Raw genomic sequence first — 20,382 nt, forward strand, 5'->3', positions numbered from 1 at the left:
GCCCCCGCCCCCCGCCCCGTCCGGGTGGCCCTCGTGCCCGGCCGACGCGTCCTCCGCGGTGTCGTCGACCGTCGGGCTGACGTCCGGGGTCTCCTGCCCGAGCGAGGTGCGCAGCTCGGTCACGTTCGCGCCGGCGTAGGTGGACCAGGTGAGGCCGGTGGCGGAGAGGAAGAACAGGCCGGCCGCCACGGTGACGCCCAGCGTGCCGTGCCGGCCCATGGTGCGTCGCCGCCCGCTGGCCGGCCGCTTCTCGCCCCTGGCGCGGCGGGCCCGCCACCTGGACAGCCACAGCAGCAGCCCGCCGCCGGTGACCACCCACAGCCAGCTGGCGGCCAACTCGCTGTAGAGCCGGCCGGGCGCGCCGAGGTGCAGGTCGCGGTGGAGCTCGTCGATCCAGGTGCGGACCGGCAACGCGCCGGTGGAGCCGTACTGTTCGAGCGCGCCGCGCACCTCGGCGGTGTACGGGTCGACGAACACGGCGAGCGTCTTGTCGTCGTCGACGCCCGGAGTGCCGGCGAGCAGCACCCGGGTGGTGGCCCCGGCCTCGGGCGACGGGCGGATCGCGGAGATCGTGCCGTCCGGGTACGCCTCCCGCGCGGCCGCGACCTGCGCGGACAGCGGCAGTTCGAGCCCGTCGCCGACCGGCACCCGCAGCTCGTCTGCGTAGACGACCCGCTCCAGCTGGAACGACAGCGCGTACAGCATCCCGCTCGCGGCCGCGACCAGCAGGAACGGCGCGACCAGCACGCCGGCGTAGAAGTGCAGCCGCAGCACGAGCGGACGCAGCGCCGCCCAACCGGCCGAGCGGTTGGGCGGCCTGCTCGTCACCTCGGACGGTTCGCTGGTCTCGCTCGCCTCACTGGACTCGGTGACGGACATGAGCACTCCCGGGTCGGAACCGGGCCACGTGCTTCGCGGCCCTCACCCACGACAGTCGGAAGCGGGGCGGCGCGAGTTCCCGCCGATCACGGCTTGCGGGCCACGCCCCCGTACTGGTGCACCTCGGCCGGCAGACCCAAGGCGAGGGCGTCGGGGCGCCAGCGGGAGCAGGAGTGGGAGTGGGCCGATGCCCAGTTGATCTGGGACTACCACCTGATGGGGCACAAGCCGCGGCCCTGTTCGGTCGGCATCGGCCTCGGCAGTCACCATCTCGGCGTGGCCACGCGCGCGGCCGAACTGTACGCCGCGGGGCACTTCCCCACCCTGGTCTTCAGCGGAGGCAACAGCCCCACCACCCTCGCCCGGTTCCCGCGTGGCGAGGCCGTCCACTACCGGGAGCACGCACGGGATCTCGGGGTGCCGGACGAGGCGATCCTCGTGGAGCCGCGCGCGGGGAACACGGGGCAGAACATCGAGTTCTCGCGCCAGTTGCTGAGTCGAGCCGGCATCGCGGTCGACTCGGTGCTGCTGATCTGCAAGCCCTACATGGAGCGGCGGGCCTACGCCACGTGCCGTCGGCTCTGGCCGGAGGTCGAGGTCGTGTGCGCGTCGTAGCCGTTGGCCCTCGACGACTACGTCAAGTCCATCGGGGACGAGAAGCTGGTCGTCGACATGATCGTCGGTGACCTCCAGCGCGTGATCGAGTATCCGGCGCGTGGCTATGCGATCCCCCAACCGGTGTCCGACGACGTGCATGCGGGCTATGAGCGCCTGCTGCGGGCGGGGTTCGACTCGCGGCTCATCGGTGGCGAGCGGCCACAGGGCGCGGCTGAGCCCGCCTGACCGGCGACGCGTGAGAGGCGAGACCACGGCCGAGCACGACGCCCGCGTCATCGACTTCCTGACCTGCTGGGTGATCGCCGGTGTCGCGGAGCCGGAGAGCGTCGCCGACCATTCGCATCGCACGGCGCTCATCGCCTCGGCCATCGCCGCCATGGCAGGGGCCGATCCCCAACGCGCCACGTTCCTCGCCTCCTTCCACGACAGCCAGGAGACGCGGGAGTCGCCGGAGGCGGCGAGCGCCACGGACGCCGCCAGGCGGCTCGCGAGGGAGGCGCTGGGGCGCGGGCCGCTGGAGTGGACGCACCGAGTTCGGGCCGAGAAGCCCGAACTCTGAGGCAGCCGCGGCGCCCCCCGCCAAGGCGTGCTACAGGCCGTCGGCCACCATCGCCGCGACGATGCGGACGTGGCGGTCGGCGTTGGTCGTCGACCACTCGTTGTCGTAGTTGAGGCCGTAGGGCCAGAAGTGGCCGCCGCCCGTGGAGATGCGGGCGCTTGAGCCGTCGTACTGCCGGACCAGGGCCGTGGCCTGCGCGCCGGTCCAGGTGCCGCTGCCGCCCAGGCGGCTCCAGCCGGCGCTGGTTCCGACGCCGATGGTGTGGGCGATCTCGTGGAGGGCGGTGCGCTCGCTCATGTAGGAGCGGTTGGCGCCGAACCTGATGGTGCCGTTGATGTTGCCGTCGGCGGTAGGGACGCTCGGGTCGTAGCGGACGGTGATGCTCTTGCCGAGGCCGCCGCTGAGCGCGTTGTAGCGGGCGACGGCCGCGTTCATGGCGCTGGTGATGCGGTTGTAGGCGTCGAGTTGGTCCGCGGTGGGGTTGGCGGCGCGCTCCAGCCGCCAGGTGATGGTGGCGAGCGCCGACTGGTCGCTCGCGGCCGGTGGTGCGACGGGGGCGGCGACGGCCGGGACGGGCGCGGCCAGCGTCAGGGCGGCCAGCGCGGCGACGGCCGCGAGGCGCCGGAGCAGGGGTGAGATCACCAGGTTTGCCCTCTCGCTCGGAATCGCACACGATCAAAATGGCAGGTGCACGTCATTCAAGAGAACCGCGCATCGACGAACAGTCAAGTCCCGTACGTCCATCCGCCCGACATCTCCTCGACACCCAACATCCTTGTATACGTGGCGTGTTGTGACGACGCTTCCATCGTGCGACGAATATGGGGGATCGTCCTCGCCGCGCTGCTGCTCGGGGGCGTCGGCGTCGCCCTCGTCCAGGGACGCGACGACGGGGGAACGGCCACGACGACGTTGCGTGGCGTGATCGGGTCGGAGAAGGCCGAGTTCTTCGCCGACCCCGAGGTGGTCGACATGCTCGCGGAGCGCGGGTACGAGGTCAGGACGGACTCGGTCGGGTCCTGGGCCATGGAGGACGTCGACCTCGGCGGCTATGACTTCGCCTTCCCTTCCAGCCAGGGGCCGGCCCAGGAGTTGGCCGCCCGGGCCGGCTCGCCGAGCGCACCGCTGCGGCCGTTCTACTCGCCACTCGTGGTGCTGGCGCGCGGCGCGGCGGCCGAGGTGCTGGCCGCCGAGGGGCTCGCCACCCTGGAGGACGAGCACCGGGGCCTGCTGTCGATGAGCGGCTACCTGGACGCGGTCGGGGCAGGACGGGCCTGGGGGGAGCTGACGGGCGCGGACCCGCAGAACGGCCTGGCCGGCACCCTCTACGTGTCGAGCACCGACCCGCTGACCTCCAACTCCGGCGCCCTCTACCTGGCGGCCGCCTCCTACGTGGCCAACGACGGCACGGTCGTCGCCGACCAGGACGGCGTCGAGCGGGTCGCGCCCCTGCTGCGCACCCTGATTCAGGTGCAGGGCACCCAACAGCCCAGCTCCGACGGCCCGTTCCGGGACTTCGTCAGCGGCATCGGCAATCCGCTGGTGCTCGCCTACGAGTCGCAGATCGCCTCCCTGCTGCTGGCCGACCAGGACCCGGGCGACGTGGTGGTGCTCTACCCGGACACCACGGTGTCCAGCGACCACACCCTGGTGCCGCTCACCGAGGCCGGCCGAGGGCTGGGGCAACTCCTCACCGAGGACCCGGAGCTGCGTCGGCTGGCGGTGCGGCACGGCTTCCGGCCGCAGGGCGCCACCGCCGAGTTCACCGAGGCGGCCGGCGCGCACGCCGCCCATCTCAACGCCGGCCTCACCGGAGTCAGGCAGGCGCCGCCGCCCACCTCGGACGTGCTGCGCCAGTTGGCGGAGCGGGCCACGGGCCGCTCGGAAGGGAGCTGACCACCATGCCCGAGCTGACCCCGCCGGGGCAGGACGACCCGCTGATCCTGACGCCCCCGCAGCCCGTGCCCGAGGTGAAGGCGGAGCAGGCGTCGGGGCTGGTCCCGATCGACGCGGCCGCCCGCGAGGAACTCGCCCGCCGGGCTGCCGCCTACGTCGACTCGCTCACCGAACTCGACACCCGCTCACCGGAGTTCGCCACCCGGGTGGGCGAGGTGACGGCGCTGGGCGGCGCCGAGATGCGGGCCGCGGCCCAGCAGTCCAACCGGATGCTGGAGCGCAGCGTCCGCTCGCTCGCCAAGGGCGCGGGCGGGGAGGCAGGGGACGCCCAGTCCCGGGTCGCCGGCTCGCTGGTCGAACTGCGCCGCACCATCGAGGACCTGGAGCCACGCGACTCCACCGCCGGTGGTGTGCGCCGGCTGCTGTCACGGCTGCCGGGCGGCAACCGGTTCCGTGACCACCTGGCCCGCTACGCCTCCTCGCAGGGAACGCTGCAGAAGATCGTGCACTCGCTGCGCTCCGGCCAGGACGAGCTGCGCCGGGACAGCGCGGCCCTGCACACCGAGCGGTCCAGGCTCTGGGACACCATGGGCAAGCTCCAGGAGTACGCGGTGCTCACCGAGGCGCTGGACGCCGAACTCCAGCGCCGCGTGGACGCGTTGGAGGCCACCGACCCGGAGCGGGCGGCCGCCGTGCGGGCCGACGTGCTGTTCCCGGTCCGGCAGAAGCACCAGGACCTGCTGACCCAACTCGCGGTCTGCGCCCAGGGATACCTGGCCATGGACGTGGTCAGGCGGAACAACGACGAGCTGGTCAAGGGCGTGGAGCGGGCCGCCACTACCACCGTCTCCGCGCTGCGCATCGGGGTGATGCTCTCCGCCGCGCTGGAGAACCAGCGCCGGGTCACCGAGCAGATCAACGCACTGCGATCGACGACCGAGGACCTGGTGCGAGCCAACGCCGACATGCTGGCCACCCAGAGCGGCGAGATCCAACGCATCGCCGCCGATCCGGCGGTCGGCGTCGAGACGCTGCGGGCCGCGTTCCAGCAGATCTACCGGACGCTGGACGCCATCGACACCTACAAGGCGCAGGCCACCGAGTCGATGGCGGCCACGGTGCGGGCGCTCTCCGGCGAACTGGCGGACGCCTCGGCGCAGTTGGATCGGTCCCGGGAGCGGGAGCTGGCCGAGGGCGAAGGGGGCCGGAGATGAGAACCAGGCTCACCGCGCTGCTGGCGGCCGTCGCCGCTGTCGCGCTCACCGCCGGCGCGTGCTCCTCCGATGGCTCTGAGGGTTCCGGTCGCGGGGACGGCTCCGTCGTGCGGATCCTGGCGAGCAGTGAACTCACCGACACCGAGCAGGTGTTGACGCGGGCCCAGGAGGAGACCGGGATCGGGGTGGAGATCACCTGGTCGGGGACGCTGGACGCCACCCGGCTGGTCGCCTCGGGCGGGGCCGAGGAGTACGACGCGCTCTGGCTGGCCACCAACGACTACCTGCGGCTGAGGCCCGAGGCGGTCGACCGGATCCTGACCGAGACGTCCGTGATGACCTCCCCGGTCGCGCTCGGCATCAGGACCGAGGTGGTGGACCGGCTCGGCTGGAACCCGGAGGAGGTCACCTGGGCGCAGGTCCACGCGGCCGCCGCGGCCGGCGACCTCACCTTCGGCATGACCGACCCGACCCGCTCCAACTCCGGCTACAGCGCGCTGATCTCGGTCACCTCGGCGCTGTCCGGCGCCGAGGCGGCGCTCACCGAGGAGGACGTCACCGGCAGCGCCGAGGAGTTGCGGCAGTTCTTCACCGGGCAGCGGCTCACCTCCGGATCCTCCGGCTGGCTGGCGACGGCCTTCGGCGACCGGCCGGACGTCGATGCGCTGATCAACTACGAGTCGGTGCTGCTGTCGTTGGTGCGGGACGGCGCTGGCGACCTGACGGTCGTCCGGCCGCTGGACGGCGTGGTGACCGCGCGCTACCCGCTGACGACGTTGACCTCCGCCTCGCCCGAGGCCCGCGACGCGCTGGGCACGCTCACCGACCACCTGCGTGGCCAGGAGGCCCAGGCCGCGCTGACCGAGCAGACGCTGCGCCGCCCGGTGGCCGGCGGCGTCGCGCCGGCCGAGGCCATCCCCGACGGCCAGCGGCGCGAACTCCCTTACCCCGGGACGCTGGCGGTCGCCGACGGACTGCTCGACGCGTTCGACAACGAGCTGCGCCGGCCCTCGCGCACGGTGTACGTGCTCGACACCTCGGGATCGATGGAGGGCGAGCGGATCGAGTCGCTGCGGGCGGCCCTCGGCCGGCTCACCGGCACCGGCACCGACGGCACGGGCGCCGGCGAGCGGTTCAGGGAGCGGGAGCGGGTGACGCTGATGCCGTTCGCCGGACAGGTGGTCTCCGTCGACACCCACACCGTCGAACCGGCCGATCCCGAGCCGGGGTTGACGCGGATCAGGGAGGGCGTCGAGGGGCTGCGGGCGGAGGGCGACACCGCGATCTACCTGAGCCTGATCGAGGCCTACGAGCTGCTGGCCGAGGAGAACACCGAGGACGCGTTCACCTCCATCGTGCTGATGACGGACGGCGAGAACGGCGACTCGGTCGGCCCGGACGGGTTCGCCGACTTCCACCGGACGCTGCCGCCCGCGCTGCGCACGGTGCCGGTGTTCACGGTGCTGTTCGGCGACTCGGACCGCGGGGAGTTGGAGGGCATCGCTGAGCTGACCGGCGGCCGGCTCTTCGACGCCGTTGACGGCTCGCTCGACCAGGCGTTCCAGGAGATCCGTGGCTACCAGTAGCAGAGCGCTGAGGTATCTGGAGTCCCGCAAGAACCTGACGGGCTGCGTCTGCGGGCTCGCCGGCCTCGCGGTGACCCTGGCCGGACAGGCCGGCGCCTTCTGGCCGGTCGTGGTGGGCGGGCTCTACGGGGCGGGCGCGCTGATCGCCCCACCGGACCGGGAGGCCCCGCCGCCGTTCTCCGAAGCGTCGGAACTGGCCGCGATCCGCGAGGACTTCGCCGCGCTGCGGCCCTATCTGGAGTCCTTCGACGCGCCGCCGTCGGCGGCCGGCGCGCTCGCCGAGCTCGACGGGCTGCTCACCGCGCTGCTCGACCCAGGCTGGGTCGCCGACGAGCTGGCCACCAACCCGGACGACGTGCACGCCCTCGCCCGCGCCGTCCGGCACGACGTGCCGGACGCCGTCGACGCCTACCTTCGCACGCGGTGGTGGTCCCGCCTCACGCCGGGCAACGAGCCGCCGGAACGCCACCTCGAACGGCAACTCGCGCTGATCCTGCGACAGTTGAGCGCGGTGGCCGGCAGCCTGCGGGACTCCCAGGAGCGCTTCCAGCAGACCCTGACCACGGAGTTGGAGAGCCGCGACCCGAAGGACCCCTGACGGCCTCCGACCGGCCGGGGTCTCCCCCACCCATCTGCCCTTTCATGGGGCTCCGCACGCGGCGGGAGCGCCACGACGGCTTCGCCGTGAGCCACGCGGCTCCTGCCGCCCCAGCCGGCAGCGCCGGCTGGGGCGGGCCGGCCGACGGCTCACCAGTGCCAGCGACAGACGGCCAAGCCCGACTCACCGGAACGGGCCCTGCGGCGGTCTACCGACCGAGCCCGCGGGCCCGGGCCGGCGCCCGCACAGCCGCAGCGCGGATCGTCACGCGGCGGCTCGGCTCGCCAGAGCCAGTCGCGAACGGCCACGTCCGGCGCACCGGGCCGGGGCCCACCGGCCCCGCACGCGGACCAAGGCGCAGCCGCAGCCTCGGCGCGGAGCGCCGGGCGCGGCGGCCGGGTCGGGGCCGCGCAGCGGCCCGGTGGGCCGCCGCCCCGAAGCCGCCGCGGCCAGCCGCCCGGTGGTCAAGGCGAGCGCCAGCGTTGTCGCGCTAGCGCTTGATCTCCTTGATGCGGAGCATCCGGGTGATGACCTTGTCGAGCTCGGCGTCGTCGAAGACCTTCTTCCAGTCGTCGCGGACGATCGACTCGCGGCCGTAGTCCATGGCGATCAGGCAGGCGTCCGAGAACGGGTTGTCGCCCTTGAGGGTGTTGGCCAGCGCGACCTGGGTGTGGCCAAGGAGCATCGCGCGGGCGGCCTTCTCCGGGACGCCCACGGTGTGGACGGTCTCGTGCAGCGCCTCGGTCAGCAGCGCGCCGACCATGCAGGCGATCGTCTCGACGAGGGTCGGCTCGAGCACCGCGAGCTGCTTGACCGTCACCCAGTGGACGTCGACGACCGGCGCGTACATGGTGCGGATGACGGACTCGGCCAGCGCCCTGGCGGACTCGTCCGCGCCCTCGAAGGAGGCGACGACCTCCTGGGGGGCGGCGATGCCGCCGAAGGTGTCGGCGTACTCCTCCTTGGTCCTGCGCTCCAGGAAGACCGAGGGGTGGCAGGGGTGCGCGACCGCGTTGTGGATGTCGTCGCGGCGGGCCAGCAGGCCGGCGTAGGCGGCGGCCGGGTCGAGGGTGAGGAGGATCGCGCCGGGCTTCATCACCGGGACCAGCGCCTCGGAGACGGTGCCGAGCACCACGTCCGGCACGGCGAGGATCACGACGTCGGCCTGGGCGGCGGCCTCGGCGCCCTCGGTGATCTCGCGGCCGAGCTGGCGCAACAGCTCCTGCCCCTTGGGCGAGTTCTCGCTGAAGAGCGTCACGAAGTCACTCTTGACCAGGTTGTTCGAGACGCGCTGGCCCATCTTACCGGCGGCGCCGATGACCGCGACGGTGGCGGTCGTGGCTTCGGTAGCCATCACTTGCTCCTCAGGAGGGTCTGGTTCAGGAGGGTCTGGTTCAGGAGGGTTTCGATGCTGTGCTCGGTCCAGTCGGCTTCGGCCCTGGCGGTCTCCTCGAAGTCGTGCTGCCAGGGAAGCCAGTGCTCCACGATCTGGTTGACGCCCCGCTCCGCCGGCCGCACCTTCTCGATGAGGTACCGGTAGTCGAGGAGGCCCTCGCCAAGGCGGCAGCCGGCGTACGTGAAGCCGACCCAGCCGTCGCGGCGCGTGAACGCGAAGTCCTTGACGTGGATGTTGACCACATGGGGGGCGGTGGCGTCGATGACGTCGACGGGCCGCTCCAGGCGGGCGACGCTGTTGCCCGGGTCGAGGCAGACCCCGAGGTGCGGGCTGTCCACGCCGCGCACCACGGCCAACAGGTCGTTGGTCGACACCTGTTCGTACGTCTCAAGGCCCAACGTGACGCCGCGCGCCGCGTACTCGGGGACGACCTCGCGCAGCAGCGCGGTGGCCTCGGGCACGGTCGGCCGGTGGTCGGCGGTGTTGAGCATGGAGCGGACGAACGTGGCGCCCAACCTGCCCGCGAGATCGAGGTAGCGCCGCAGGTGGTCGGGGCGCACGCCGCGGGTGCCGAGTTCGAGGACGATGTCGGCGGACTCGGCGTACCGGCGGATCTCGGCGAGCGCCGCGTCGTCCAGCGCCTCGATCGGCGGGTGGTCGCAGATCTGGAAGACCTGGCCGCCGAGTTCGCGGGTCTCGGCCAGCATCTCAAGGACGGTGAGCGGGCGCGGGGCGCGCGCGGAGACGCGCCAGAAGAAGGCGTAGGTGCTCAGTCCGTAGGCCATCAGACGCTCGCCCCCTCCGCTGCCGCGCCGTGCAGGGCGATCGCCTCGTCGAGGATGCGCTCGACGGCGGCCGGGTCGTGGGCGAACCGGCCCAGGAACAGTCCGCCGGCGTCCGCGCCGAGGCTGCCGAGGAGCCCGGGGCCCGCGCTGCCGCCGTAGATGACCCGGCTGCCGGCGAACGCCGGCTGCCCGGCGAGCCAGTCGGACAGGGCCGCGCAGACGGTGCGGATGTGCTCGGTGGAGGCGGGGCTGGGAGCGCCGATGGCCCACTGGGGCTCGTAGGCGACGACGACGGGGCCGGTCAGTCCGGGCAGCAGCCGTGCCAGTTCGGCGACGGTACGCGCCGCGGCGTCGGCCGGGGAGGTCTCGTTGAGCTCGCCGACGCACAGCACCGGGGTGAGGCCGTTGCGCAGGGCGGCCGCCGTCTTGGCGGCGACAACCGTGTCGCCCTCGCCGAAGAGCCGCCGCCGCTCGGCGTGGCCGACCTCGGCGTAGTCGCAGCCGATCTCCTTCAGGTGTGCGCCGCTGACCTCGCCGGTGTAGGGGCCGGCGTCCTCGGCCGCGAGGTCCTGGGCGCCGACCCGGATGCCCGAGCCGGCGACGATGGAGGCGACCGGCACGAGCGCGGGGAAGGAGGGCAGCACGAACAGCTCGGCGATGCCGGCGGCGACGGCGGGGTGCCGGCCGGCGATCGCGGCTGTTCGACGGGACCAGTTGAGGGTCTGGTGATGCCCGAAGTACATCTTCAGACTGATCCCGATGGTGACGGCGGGCGCGGTGCGCATCAGGCGGCTCCCGCGCAGCTGTTCGCGCCGCCGTTCTCATAGTCACTCAGCACCTGGACCTTGCCGGCCGAGGCGGAGGCGTCGTCGAAGCGGTAGGTGAGCCACTCGGCGGCGAGCCGGCGGGCGAGTTCCAGGCCGACGACGCGCTGGCCGAAGGTGAGGACCTGGGCGTTGTTGGAGAGGATGGCGCGCTCAACGGAGAACGAGTCGTGCGCGGTGACGGCCCTGATGCCCCTGACCTTGTTGGCGCTGATGGCGACGCCGAGGCCGGTGCCGCAGACCAGCAGGGCGCGGTCGGCCTCGCCGGCGGCGACGAGTTCGGCGGCGGCGATGGCGATGGTCGGGTAGGGGGTGTGGCCTTCCGCGTCCACGCCGACGTCGGTGACGGAGGCGACCAGGTCGCTGGCCTCCAGGTCCTTCTTCAGTGCCTCCTTGTAGGCGAAGCCGGCGTCGTCGGCTCCGACGACTATCCGCAGCTTGTCGAGCTTCTCGCTCATCGTCAGTCAACTTCCTTGTCAGCGAGGGTGCGGTGTACGGCGCGGGTGATCAGGGCGAGGGAGTGGGCGCCGGCGTCCGGGGTGCCCAGGCTCCTCTCGGCGTGTGGCCGAGCGCGGCCCATCCGGGGCAGCAGCTCGGCGGTGGCGGCGGCCGCGGCCTCGGCGGCGGTGGCGGCGGTGTCCCAGGCTGCGGCCAGGGGCGTGCCGGTGGCGACGGCCTTGCCGAGGGCGTCGGCGAACGGGACCAGGGCGTCGACCATGGTCTTGTCGCCGACCTCGGCCTTGCCGAGGCGCTGGACGCCGGCGGCGGCCTCGGCCACCCCGGAGGCGACGGCCTCGGTGGTGGGCCGCCCGGTGTCGCCGAGTGCCGAACCGATCGAGCCGAGGATGACGCCCCACAGGGCGCCCGAGGTGCCGCCGGCGCGGTCCGCCCAGGCGGCGGCGGCCAGATCGAGGGTGGTGGCGGCGCCGGCGCCCCTGGCGACGGCGTCGGCGGCGGCCTCGTGGGCGGCGTGCGAGCCGCGCCGCATGCCGATGCCGTGGTCGCCGTCGCCGGCGACGGCGTCGATCCGGCCGAGCTCGTCGACGTGCTCGTCGACGGTGGCGCGGACGGCCGCCAGCGCGTCGAGGACGCGGCGGGCGGCGTGCCGGCCGGCCTCGTCGGCCTCGGGCAGGGCGTCCTGTCCGGCGGCGGCGACCGCGGGCTCGTCGTCGGCCGGGGTCGCGGCGGCCGGGGCGGCGACGGCGCCCTTGCGGTAGGCGGGGGCGTCGGCGGGCGCGGTCCACAGCGGCTCGAGCTCGTCGATGAGCCAGCAGAGGGTGAGCGAGACGCCGGCCATGTCGAAGCTGGTGACCAGCTCGCCGACCTCGGGGTCGACGATCTCGACGCCGGCGGCCGCCAGCAGCCTGGCCACCTGCCGGTAGACGACGAACAGCTCCTCGTACTTGACGGCGCCGAGCCCGTTGAGGATCACGGCGGCGCGCTGTCCCGCGGGTCCCTCGACCCCGGCCGGCAGCTCGGCGAGCAGCGTCTCCACCAGCAGCTCGGCCGTCTCGTCGGCGCTCGGCACGTCGCGCTCGCCCATGCCGGGCTCGCCGTGGATGCCGAGGCCGAGCGCGAGCCGGCCGGGTTCGACGGTGAACAGCGGCTCGTCGGCGCCAGGCAGCGTGCAACCGCTGAGGGCGACGCCGAAGGAGCGGGTGCGGGCGTTGGCGAGCTCGGCGAGGCGGGTGACCTCGTCGAGCGGCAGCCCGCGCTCGGCGGCGGCGCCGGCGATCTTGAAGACGGCCAGGTCGCCGGCGACCCCGCGGCGCTTGTGCGCCTCCTCGGGCCCGGCGCTCGACACGTCGTCGGTGACCGGCAGCACCCGAACGTCGACGCCCTCGGCCCGCAGCTGGTCGGCGGCCTGCCCGAAGTGCAGGACGTCGCCGGCGTAGTTGCCGAAGGTCAGGAGCACCCCGCCGCCGGCCTCGGCGGCCTTCGCGACCTGCCGGACCTGGCGGGCCGATGGGGAGGCGAAGACGTTGCCGACGGCGGCACCGTGGGCCAGGCCCTGGCCGACGAGGCCCGAGAAGGCCGGGTAGTGGCCGCTGCCGCCGCCGATGACGACGGCGACCTGGCCCGGGACCCGGGCGGCGGCGCGCACCACGCCGCCCGGGACCGGTCGCACCCACCGCCGGTGGGCGGCGACGAAGCCCTCCAGGGCCTCGTCGGCGAAGGCGGCGGGGTCGTTGAACAGCCGGGTCATCGATGGGCCTCCGCGAGAGGTGCTGCGGACGGGGCGGGCTCGTCCTGATGCGTGGCCTCGTCGCCGGGACGGCGGGAGAGCCAGATCATCAGCAGGCCGGACATGATCATGAAGCCGCCGACCAGGAAGAGCGGCAGGTGGTAGCCGCCGCTGAAGTCCTTCAGCCAGCCGGTGACGTAGCCGGCGGCGAAGCCGGCGATGTTGCCCATGGTGTTGATCAGGGCGATGCCGGCGGCCGCGGCGGCGCCGGTGAGGAACCGGGACGGGACGGACCAGAACACCGGCAGGGCGGCGAAGATCGAGCAGGCGGTGACGGTGATCACGGCCACCGTGGCGGCGGGCGAGTCCATGTAGAGGGCGATGGGGATGGAGATGCCGCCGACGATCGCCGGGCCCGCGATGTGCCAGACCTTGGTGCCGTTCCGGGTGGCGTGCCGGGACCAGAAGAAGAGAACCACGGCGGCCGGCAGGTACGGGATGGCGGTGATCAGCGCCTTGTCCATGACGCTGAAGCTGGTGTCGAACTCCTCCTGGAAGCCGTCGATGATCGTCGGCAGGAAGAACGCGAGGGCGTAGAGGCCGTAGATGAAGCCGAAGTAGATCAGCGAGAGCGTCCAGACGCGGGCGCTGCCGAAGGCGGTCTTCAGGGCCTCGCGGCCGTGGGAGTGGGCCTGGTCGGCGCCGGCCTTGCCCGCGTTCTCCGCGGTGAGCTCGCCCTCCAGCCAGTCCTTCTCCTGCTGGGTGAGCCACTTGGCGTGGGCGGGGCGGTCGATCAGGTAGAACCAGGCGATGACGCCGAGGAGGATCGCCGGCACCGAGACGCCGAGGAACATCACGCGCCAGCCCTCGAGGCCGAACAGGCCGTGGCGCTCGATCAGCAGGCCGGCGAGCGGGGCGCCGATGACGGTGGTCAGCGGCTGGGCCAGGTAGAAAAGACCGAGGATCTTGGTGCGGTGCCGGGTGGGGACCCACTGGCTGAGGTAGAGGATGGCGCCGGGGAAGAAGCCGGCCTCGGCGATGCCGAGGAGGAAGCGCAGCACGTAGAGCTGCTCGCTGTCCTGCACCCAGGTGAAGAGGAGAGAGACGATCCCCCAGGTCACCATGATCCGGGCGAGCCAGCGGCGGGCGCCGAACCGGTGCAGTGCCATGTTGCTCGGCACTTCGAGCGCGATGTAGCCGATGAAGAAGACGCCGGACGCGAAGCCGAACTGGGCCGCGGTGAGCGCGAGGTCCTCGCCCATGCCGTTGGGCTCGGCGAAGGAGACGGCGGTCCTGTCCAGGTAGTTCACGAAGAACATCAGGGCCACGAAGGGGACGAGTCGGGTGGAGATCTTCCGGATGGCTGATCTCTCTATGGCGCTGGCGTCCTGGGGCTGTGCAGCGGCTCCCATGGGTCACTCCTTGGTGCATCGGACAGCTTTGTCCGGGTCGGGGACGCTCACGTAACATTGGTTACCAATTTACCAAAGGCATTGGTAACCAATTTACCAAAACTTCGTGCTTCTTTCAGGCTATATGTCCGGTTATGCTGCCGGGCCGTTCGAGCGGCGTGACGGCCCGTGACGTCCTTCACGCGCGGTCTGATGTACTTGACGGGTGACTGCCCCAACCGACCAGCCGGACGCGACAACCGACCTCGTCTCGCTCCTGCGGCCCGTCGTGCGTGAGTCGTCCGTGAGCGAGGTGGCCAAGCGCCTCCTCGACCACCTCACCGAGGGGAACCTCAGACCCGGGACCCGGCTCCCCGCCGAGCGCCAGCTCGCCGAGGCGCTCGGGGTGGCGCGCTCCAGCGTGCGGGGGGCGCTCTCCGCGCTCGACGTGCTCGGCATCATCGAGATCAAGCCGGGTTCCGGCTCCTACGTGCGGGCCAACACCTCGGAGTTCCTGCCGCGCGCCATCAACTGGGGGCTCATGCTCGGGCAGCGCCGCACCCAGGACCTGGTCGAGGTGCGCGCCTTCATGGAGCGGATGTCGGCCCGGCTGGCCGCCGAGCGCGCCGACGACGCGGATGTGAGCAGGCTGAGCGGTCACCTGGAGCGGATGCGCGAGGCCGGCGGGGACGTCACGGCCTTCATCGAGGCCGACATCGCCTTCCACCTGGAGACGGCGAACATCGCCCGCAACACCGTGCTCAACGACATCCTGCACAGCATCCGCGCGCTGCTGCAGGCGTGGATGGAGCGCGCCGGCGACGTCGAGGGCACCATCACCGGCACCCTCCACGAGCACGGCACCATCCTGGAGGCCATCAGGCGGCGCGACCCGGAGGCCGCCGACCGCGCGATGACCGAGCACATGCGACTCGCCAGCGTGCGGCTGCAGTCCTCGCTCGACACCGAACCGGCCGAGGCCGAGGAGCACCCAGGGGCCGGCGCCCCCGCCGCCACCTGACAACACGCCGCGGGCCACGCTTACCCGTTCGGCTGAACCGTCGGCACCCACGTAACCACCGCCGCCGATAGACCCGTTAGCCATCCGTAACGGAAATCGAGCGGCCGTGAGGAGTGCCGATGTACGAGATGCTGGCAACGCTGCTGACCGAGGAGTTCGGCATCGAGGCCGACACCGTCCGCCCCGAGACGACCTTCCGCGCGCTCGAGCTCGACTCGCTCTCGCTGACCGAGCTGGCCGTGATCGTCACCGAGCGCACCGGCCGGCTGGTCGACGACATTGACCTGGACACCCCGCTGCACGCGGCGGCGGAACGATACGCCACCGCCACGGCGAGCCTGTAGTGGCCGGCGAGATCGCCGTCACCGGGGTCGGCCTCGTCACCCCGGGTGGCGTCGGGGCCCCCGCGACCTGGCGGACGGTGTGCGACGGCCGGTCCACGGCCGAGCGGGACGAGGCGCTCGCCGGGCTGCCCGTCGACATCTCCTGCCCGGTGCCCGGCTTCGACGGCGACGCGCTGCTCGGTCGCCGGCTCGCCAGGCGCCTGGACCGGGCGACCCAGCTGGGCATGGTGGCGGCCCACGAGGCGATGGCCATGGCGGACCTGCCGGCCGGGTCCCTGGACCCCGCGCGGGTCGGGGTGCTGATGGGCTCCGGCGGATCGAGCCTGGCCGGCGTGGCCGAGGCCCACCGGCGGCTGCTCGCCGGCCGCCCCGAGACCATCTCGCCCACCGCGCTGCCCCGCTCGCTGCCCAGCGCCTGCGCCGGCGAGATCGCCCTCGGCCTCGGTGCGACCGGGCCCGCCTTCGCGGTGGTGGCCGGCTGCGCCTCCCCGCTGCTGGCCGTCCGGATCGCGCGGGACCTGCTGGCCTCCGGCGATCTCGACGTGGCGGTGGTCGGCGGTGCTGAATCGCTTCGCCACCCGCTGACCGTCGCCGGCTTCGCCCAGCTCGGCACGGTCTCCCGTCGCACCGGGGACCCGGCCGCCGCCTCCCGGCCCTTCGACGCCGACCGCGACGGGCTCGTGGTGGCCGAGGGCGCCGCCGTCCTGGTGCTCGAGCGCCCGGGACACGCGCGCGCCCGGCGGGCCCCGGTACTGGCCTGGCTCGCCGGCTGCGGCGCGGCGGGCGAGGCCCACCACCCCACGGCCCCGGACCCGGAGGGCGCCGGCGGCCGGCGGGCCGCCGAAGCGGCCCTGGCCGACGCCGGCTGGCAGCCGGAGGACATCGGCCACGTCAACGCCCACGGCGCGGCGACCGTGGCCAACGACGCGGCCGAGGCGAGCTGGCTCGCCGGCGCGCTGCCCCACCGGCCGCCGGTGACCGCGCCGAAGGGGGCCCTCGGGCACGCCGGCGCCGGCTCGGGCGCCATCGAGGCGGCCCTCACAGTGCTGGCGCTGCGCGAGCGGCTTGTCCCACCGACCGCCAACCTGGACCGGCTCGACCCGGCCTTCGACCTGGACGTGGTCGCCAAGTCCCCGCGCCCCGTTGCCGAGGAGCTCGGTGCCCTCACCGTCTCCGCCGCGCTCGGCGGCCAGAGCGCCGCGTTACTGCTGCGATGCGCGTGACACCGCCGACATCGGCCGCCGCCGGTCGGGCGCTGTCCGCCGCCCGACTGCTGCTGCGGCTGCGCGGGGCGCCGGAACCGCAGCCGCTCTACGACCAACTGCGGGCCCTGGGCCCGGTGGTGGCCGTGCCCTGGCTCAGGTCGCTGCTGGTGACCGGCCACGCGGAGTGCCGACGGGCGCTGCGGGACCCGGTGTTCGCCCTGCCCGACGCGGGCTGGCGGGACCCGGTGTTCGCCCTGCCCGACGCGGGCTGGCGGGACCGGCGGGTGCCGGGCTGGCGCGGCCACCAGTCCGTCGTCGACCTCAACAACGGGCTGCTCACCCTGAATCCGCCCCGCCGCACGGCGGTGCGCGGCGCCCTCGCGGCCAGCGCCAGCCGACAGGCGGTCGACGAACTCCGTCCGCGAATCGCGGAGTTCACCGAACAGTGTCTGGACGACGTGGCTCGCGTGCTGCGTCACGACGGCACCGCCGACCTGGTCGCGCTGCTCGCCGATCCCCTGCCGGCCCGCGCCGTCTGCGCCTGGCTCGACCTGCCCGTGGCGGACGCGCCCCGGCTGGCGGCCCTCACCCGCCGCCACGCCTGCCTCCATGAGCTCTCCCCCACCCAGGCCCAGCTCAGGGACGCCGACTCGGCGGCCGAGGAGTTCAAGGACTACTTCCTGCCGCTGATCGGCCAGCGCGCCCATCGGCCAGGCGCCGACGCGCTCTCCCGCCTGGTCGGCGGATCCGGTGGCCGAGCCGCCGGCCTCACCTCCTATGACGTCGCGGTGAACGCGGCGACCCTCTTCGTCGCCGGCTTCGAGACCACCGCCACCATGATCACCAGCTTGGCCCGGGCCGTCATCGAAGAGCCCGGGTTCGCCGACCGGTTGCGGGCGGCGCCGGAGCATGTCCCGGCCGCCGTCGAGGAGATCATCCGCCGCAACCCCTCGGCTGCCGTCGTCAGCCGGGTCGCGACCCGCGACTGCCGGCTCGGCGGCGCCACCGTGCCCAAGGACCAGTTGCTGCATCTGCTACTGCCCGCCGCGAACCGCGACCCGGCCGCGGCCGGCCAGCCACACCTCTCTTTCGGCGCGGGCATCCACTACTGCCTGGGGGCGAGGCTCGCCCGGCTCGAGCTCACCACCCTGCTGCCCCGGCTGCTCGATCGCCTCCCCCGCATGCGGCTCGCCGCGCCGCCCGCGGCGCCCCGAGGGCTCGTACTCCCCCATCCACCGCGGCTGCTCGTGACAGCCGACCAGCCCCTTTCGAAAGCACCACCTCGATGACCAGTCCCTCACCTCACCTCGCTCGCGACATCCTCACCCCGCTCGAACCCTCCGTCGCCCGGCTGCTCGACCGACACCTCAACGCGGCCCAGACCTGGATGCCGCACTCCTACGTGCCGTGGAGCGCGGCCCGCGACTTCGACGGCCCCCTCGGCGGTGAGCCCTGGCGGCCCGAGCAGTCCCCGCTGCCGCCTGCCGTCCGGGACGCGCTGCTCGTGAACCTCCTCACCGAGGACAACCTGCCCAGCTACCACTTCGAGATCGCCACCCGCTTCGGCCGGGACGGCGCCTGGGGCACCTGGGTGCATCGCTGGACGGCCGAGGAGGGCCGGCACGCCGACGCGCTCCGCGCCTACCTGCACGCCACCCGGGCCGTCGACCCGGTCGAGCTCGAGCGGTGCCGGATGCGGCAGGTCGCCGAGGGCTACTCCAGCGACCAGCCCACCGTGTTGCACGCCATCGCCTACGTCACCGTGCAGGAGCTCGCCACCCGCGAGGCCCATCGCAACGCAGGCGTGGCCTGCGGCGACCCGGTCGGCAAGCTGCTCGCCTCCCGCATCGCGGCCGACGAGAACCTGCACATGCTCTTCTACCGGGACCTGTTCGCCGACGCGCTCGAGCTGGCCCCCGACGCCGCCACCGCCGCCCTGGCCGATGTCGTCTGCGGCTTCCAGATGCCGGGCACCGCCATCCCCGGCTTCCAGCAGCGCTCCCTGCGGATCGCCTCGGCCGGCATCTACCACCTGGGCATCCACCGCGAGCACGTGGTGCTGCCGCTGCTTCGCTCGCTTCGGGTCATGACCCGCAGCGACCTCGGCCCGGCCGGCGAGGCGGCCCGCGACCGGCTCGGCCGCCACCTCGACATGCTGCGGGCCACGGCCGAGCGCTTCCGGGAACTCTACGAGCGGATGGAGGCGGTGACCCTTGCGGACGCCCGGCGCTGAGGCGGTCATCACGGGCATCGGGATGATCACCCCGGCCGGCCTCACCCCCGAGGCCACCTGGGCGACCGTCTGCGAGGGCCGCGGGCTCGCCCGCCACGACCCGGAACTGGCCGGGCTGCCCGTCGACTTCTCCTGCCGGGTCGACGGCTTCGACCCGGACACCGTCTACGGCCGCAGGCTGGCCCGCCGGCTCGACCGCTTCACCCACCTCGGCCTGGCGGCCGCCCGCCAGGCCGTCGCGAACGCCGACCTCGACCCGGCCACCTGGGCCGCCGACCGCGTCGGCGTGGTCCTCGGTACCGGAAGCAACAGCCTGGAGACCTATCCCAAGGAGTTCGCCAGGCTCAACGAGGGCCACCCGACCCGCGTCTCGCCCATCGCGCTCACCCGCAGCGTGCCCAACATGGTGGCCGGCGAGGTGGCCATGGACCTCCGGGCCCACGGGCCGAGCTTCACGGTGTCCAGCGCCTGCGCCTCCGGCTCCACCGCGCTCGGCCTGGCCCGCGACCTGCTGGCGGCCGGCACCTGCGACATCGTGCTGGCCGGCGGCGCCGAGTCCGGCCGGAGCAGGATGACCGCGACCTGCTTCTCCCAACTCCAGGCGCTCTCCCAGAGGACGGACGACCCGGCCGCGGCGTCCCGCCCCTTCGACCTGGAGCGCGACGGCTTCGTGCTCTCGGAGGGCGCGGCGCTGCTGGTGCTCGAGCGCCAGGACCACGCCCGGCGGCGCGGGGCCCGGGTGCGGGCGCTGCTGCTCGGCCACGCCGCCACCAGCGACGCCCATCATCCGGTCGCCCCGCTCCCGGAGGGGAGGGGCGCCGAGCGCACCATCCGCACCGCGCTGGCCGACGCCGGAAAGGAGCCGGGCGACGTCGGATGCGTGAGCGCGCACGGCACCTCGACCCCCCCGGGCGACCGGGGGGAGGCGCTGGCGCTCCTTCGGGTGTTCGGCGGCGGGGGTCCGCCGGTGACCGCGCCCAAGAGCGTCCTCGGGCACGCCCTGGGAGCCTCCGGCGCGATCGAGGCGGCGCTCGCGGTGCTGACGCTCGAGCACCAGCGCGTGCCACCGACCGCCAACCTCGGCCGCCAGGAACCCGGCGCCGAACTCGACATCGTGACCGATCGTCCGCGGCCCGCTGAACTCAACGTCGCCATGACCAACTCCTTCGGCTTCGGGGGGCACAACAGCGTGCTGGTCCTCAGCAGACCACGCTGAACGAACCACCCGTAGTCGTCCTTGGTCAGGTGTCGACCTGACTTTCGTCAGGTGTCGGCGGGCGCCACGGACCGGCCGGACGCGACACGCGCCGGGCCGGCATCAAGGTCACGCCAAGACTGCCGGGATCCGGCAATGTGTTCTGTCACACCTCCATGGCACCATCCCTTCAACAGGCCGAAGAGGGCCCACGGGGGAGGTGAGTGACGATGGGTTGGTTTCCGCTTCTCGGCATCGGGGGATTGCTGCTGCTGGGACTGGTCGTCGTCCTCGACGGCGCGTTCGACGGGCTTTTCGACGGGTTCGCCGGCGCTGACGGGTGGCTGTCCCTGCCGGCCGTCACCGCCTTCGTCTCCATGCTGGGTTTCGTGGGCGCCATCGCCCAGGGGGCGACCGGCATGGGCACGGCGCCCGCCGCCGCGGTGGGGGCGG

The 20,382-nt window shown here is 73.3% G+C and carries 18 protein-coding genes and 3 pseudogenes; 13 read left to right on the forward strand and 8 right to left on the reverse strand.

What is annotated here, in order from left to right; all coding sequences use genetic code 11:
• Window positions 1-879: PepSY domain-containing protein (locus E1265_RS16365; RefSeq protein ID WP_132931048.1), on the reverse strand; the 879-nt coding region annotated here is incomplete at its 3' end.
• 216 nt (window positions 880-1,095) lie between these two features.
• On the opposite strand from E1265_RS16365, the pseudogene E1265_RS16375 reads away from it, so the two are divergent.
• Both E1265_RS16375 and E1265_RS39100 read left to right on the forward strand, forming a co-directional pair.
• A pseudogene (locus E1265_RS16375) lies at window positions 1,096-1,722 on the forward strand (YdcF family protein).
• 61 nt (window positions 1,723-1,783) lie between these two features.
• Window positions 1,784-1,939: pseudogene (locus tag E1265_RS39100) on the forward strand (HD domain-containing protein); the annotation flags it as partial.
• A gap of 147 nt (window positions 1,940-2,086) precedes the next feature.
• Here E1265_RS39100 and E1265_RS16385 read toward each other — a convergent pair.
• On the reverse strand, window positions 2,087-2,698 hold the full coding sequence (locus tag E1265_RS16385) for a hypothetical protein (RefSeq protein ID WP_243740842.1): 612 nt from the start codon (window positions 2,696-2,698) through the stop codon (window positions 2,087-2,089).
• A gap of 168 nt (window positions 2,699-2,866) precedes the next feature.
• Here E1265_RS16385 and E1265_RS16390 point away from each other — a divergent pair, with 168 nt between their 5' ends.
• Genes E1265_RS16390 through E1265_RS16405 form a run of 4 tightly spaced genes read left to right on the forward strand, consistent with a single transcriptional unit; the run spans window position 2,867 to window position 7,350 of the window.
• Window positions 2,867-3,952, forward strand: a complete 1,086-nt coding sequence (locus E1265_RS16390) for a hypothetical protein (RefSeq protein ID WP_243740843.1) — start codon at window positions 2,867-2,869, stop codon at window positions 3,950-3,952.
• 5 nt (window positions 3,953-3,957) lie between these two features.
• On the forward strand, window positions 3,958-5,166 hold the full coding sequence (locus E1265_RS16395) for a toxic anion resistance protein (RefSeq protein WP_132931050.1): 1,209 nt from the start codon (window positions 3,958-3,960) through the stop codon (window positions 5,164-5,166).
• A complete protein-coding gene (locus E1265_RS16400) occupies window positions 5,163-6,752 on the forward strand; it encodes a substrate-binding domain-containing protein (RefSeq protein ID WP_132931051.1) in 1,590 nt (529 codons plus the stop codon). The genes E1265_RS16395 and E1265_RS16400 overlap by 4 nt, the downstream gene beginning before the upstream one ends.
• Entirely contained in the window at window positions 6,739-7,350 is a 612-nt protein-coding gene (locus tag E1265_RS16405; RefSeq protein ID WP_243740844.1) for a hypothetical protein, read from the forward strand. Before E1265_RS16400 ends, E1265_RS16405 begins: the two co-directional genes overlap by 14 nt.
• 490 nt (window positions 7,351-7,840) lie before the next feature.
• On the opposite strand, the gene E1265_RS16410 is transcribed toward E1265_RS16405, so the two are convergent.
• The 6 genes from E1265_RS16410 to E1265_RS16435 are packed head-to-tail and all read right to left on the reverse strand — an operon-like array spanning window position 7,841 to window position 13,952.
• Window positions 7,841-8,704 (reverse strand): phosphogluconate dehydrogenase C-terminal domain-containing protein, encoded by an 864-nt coding sequence (locus tag E1265_RS16410; RefSeq protein WP_132931052.1) that lies wholly within the window; start codon window positions 8,702-8,704, stop codon window positions 7,841-7,843.
• Window positions 8,704-9,531: a sugar phosphate isomerase/epimerase family protein gene (locus tag E1265_RS16415; protein ID WP_132931053.1), complete on the reverse strand. Its 828-nt coding sequence runs from the start codon at window positions 9,529-9,531 to the stop codon at window positions 8,704-8,706. Before E1265_RS16415 ends, E1265_RS16410 begins: the two co-directional genes overlap by 1 nt.
• A complete protein-coding gene (locus E1265_RS16420; RefSeq protein WP_132931054.1) occupies window positions 9,531-10,316 on the reverse strand; it encodes a triose-phosphate isomerase family protein in 786 nt (261 codons plus the stop codon). The genes E1265_RS16415 and E1265_RS16420 overlap by 1 nt, the downstream gene beginning before the upstream one ends.
• On the reverse strand, window positions 10,316-10,813 hold the full coding sequence (locus tag E1265_RS16425; protein WP_132931055.1) for a ribose-5-phosphate isomerase: 498 nt from the start codon (window positions 10,811-10,813) through the stop codon (window positions 10,316-10,318). The genes E1265_RS16420 and E1265_RS16425 overlap by 1 nt, the downstream gene beginning before the upstream one ends.
• 2 nt (window positions 10,814-10,815) lie before the next feature.
• Window positions 10,816-12,561, reverse strand: a complete 1,746-nt coding sequence (locus E1265_RS16430) for a dihydroxyacetone kinase family protein (protein WP_132931056.1) — start codon at window positions 12,559-12,561, stop codon at window positions 10,816-10,818.
• Window positions 12,558-13,952 (reverse strand): MFS transporter, encoded by a 1,395-nt coding sequence (locus E1265_RS16435; RefSeq protein ID WP_132931057.1) that lies wholly within the window; start codon window positions 13,950-13,952, stop codon window positions 12,558-12,560. The genes E1265_RS16430 and E1265_RS16435 overlap by 4 nt, the downstream gene beginning before the upstream one ends.
• Before the next feature lie 205 nt (window positions 13,953-14,157).
• Between E1265_RS16435 and E1265_RS16440 the strand changes: the two genes are divergently transcribed.
• The 7 genes and pseudogenes from E1265_RS16440 to E1265_RS16470 form a co-directional block, all read left to right on the forward strand.
• Window positions 14,158-14,952: a FadR/GntR family transcriptional regulator gene (locus E1265_RS16440; protein WP_132931058.1), complete on the forward strand. Its 795-nt coding sequence runs from the start codon at window positions 14,158-14,160 to the stop codon at window positions 14,950-14,952.
• 119 nt (window positions 14,953-15,071) lie between these two features.
• Window positions 15,072-15,296 carry a phosphopantetheine-binding protein gene (locus E1265_RS16445; RefSeq protein ID WP_132931059.1) on the forward strand — a complete coding sequence of 75 codons (225 nt, stop codon included), beginning with the start codon at window positions 15,072-15,074 and terminating at the stop codon, window positions 15,294-15,296.
• Complete coding sequence (locus tag E1265_RS16450; RefSeq protein WP_132931060.1) at window positions 15,296-16,519, forward strand: beta-ketoacyl-[acyl-carrier-protein] synthase family protein; 1,224 nt, start codon at window positions 15,296-15,298, stop codon at window positions 16,517-16,519. Before E1265_RS16445 ends, E1265_RS16450 begins: the two co-directional genes overlap by 1 nt.
• Entirely contained in the window at window positions 16,510-17,790 is a 1,281-nt protein-coding gene (locus E1265_RS16455; RefSeq protein WP_132931061.1) for a cytochrome P450, read from the forward strand. Before E1265_RS16450 ends, E1265_RS16455 begins: the two co-directional genes overlap by 10 nt.
• Window positions 17,787-18,734 carry an acyl-ACP desaturase gene (locus E1265_RS16460; RefSeq protein ID WP_132931062.1) on the forward strand — a complete coding sequence of 316 codons (948 nt, stop codon included), beginning with the start codon at window positions 17,787-17,789 and terminating at the stop codon, window positions 18,732-18,734. The genes E1265_RS16455 and E1265_RS16460 overlap by 4 nt, the downstream gene beginning before the upstream one ends.
• Window positions 18,715-19,950: a beta-ketoacyl-[acyl-carrier-protein] synthase family protein gene (locus E1265_RS16465; protein ID WP_279571436.1), complete on the forward strand. Its 1,236-nt coding sequence runs from the start codon at window positions 18,715-18,717 to the stop codon at window positions 19,948-19,950. The genes E1265_RS16460 and E1265_RS16465 overlap by 20 nt, the downstream gene beginning before the upstream one ends.
• Window positions 19,951-20,159: 209 nt before the next feature.
• Window positions 20,160-20,382: pseudogene (locus E1265_RS16470) on the forward strand (hypothetical protein); the annotation flags it as partial.

It is taken from the genome of Streptomyces sp. 8K308 (assembly GCF_004348315.1).
Taxonomy (GTDB): Bacteria; Actinomycetota; Actinomycetes; order Streptomycetales; family Streptomycetaceae; genus Streptomyces.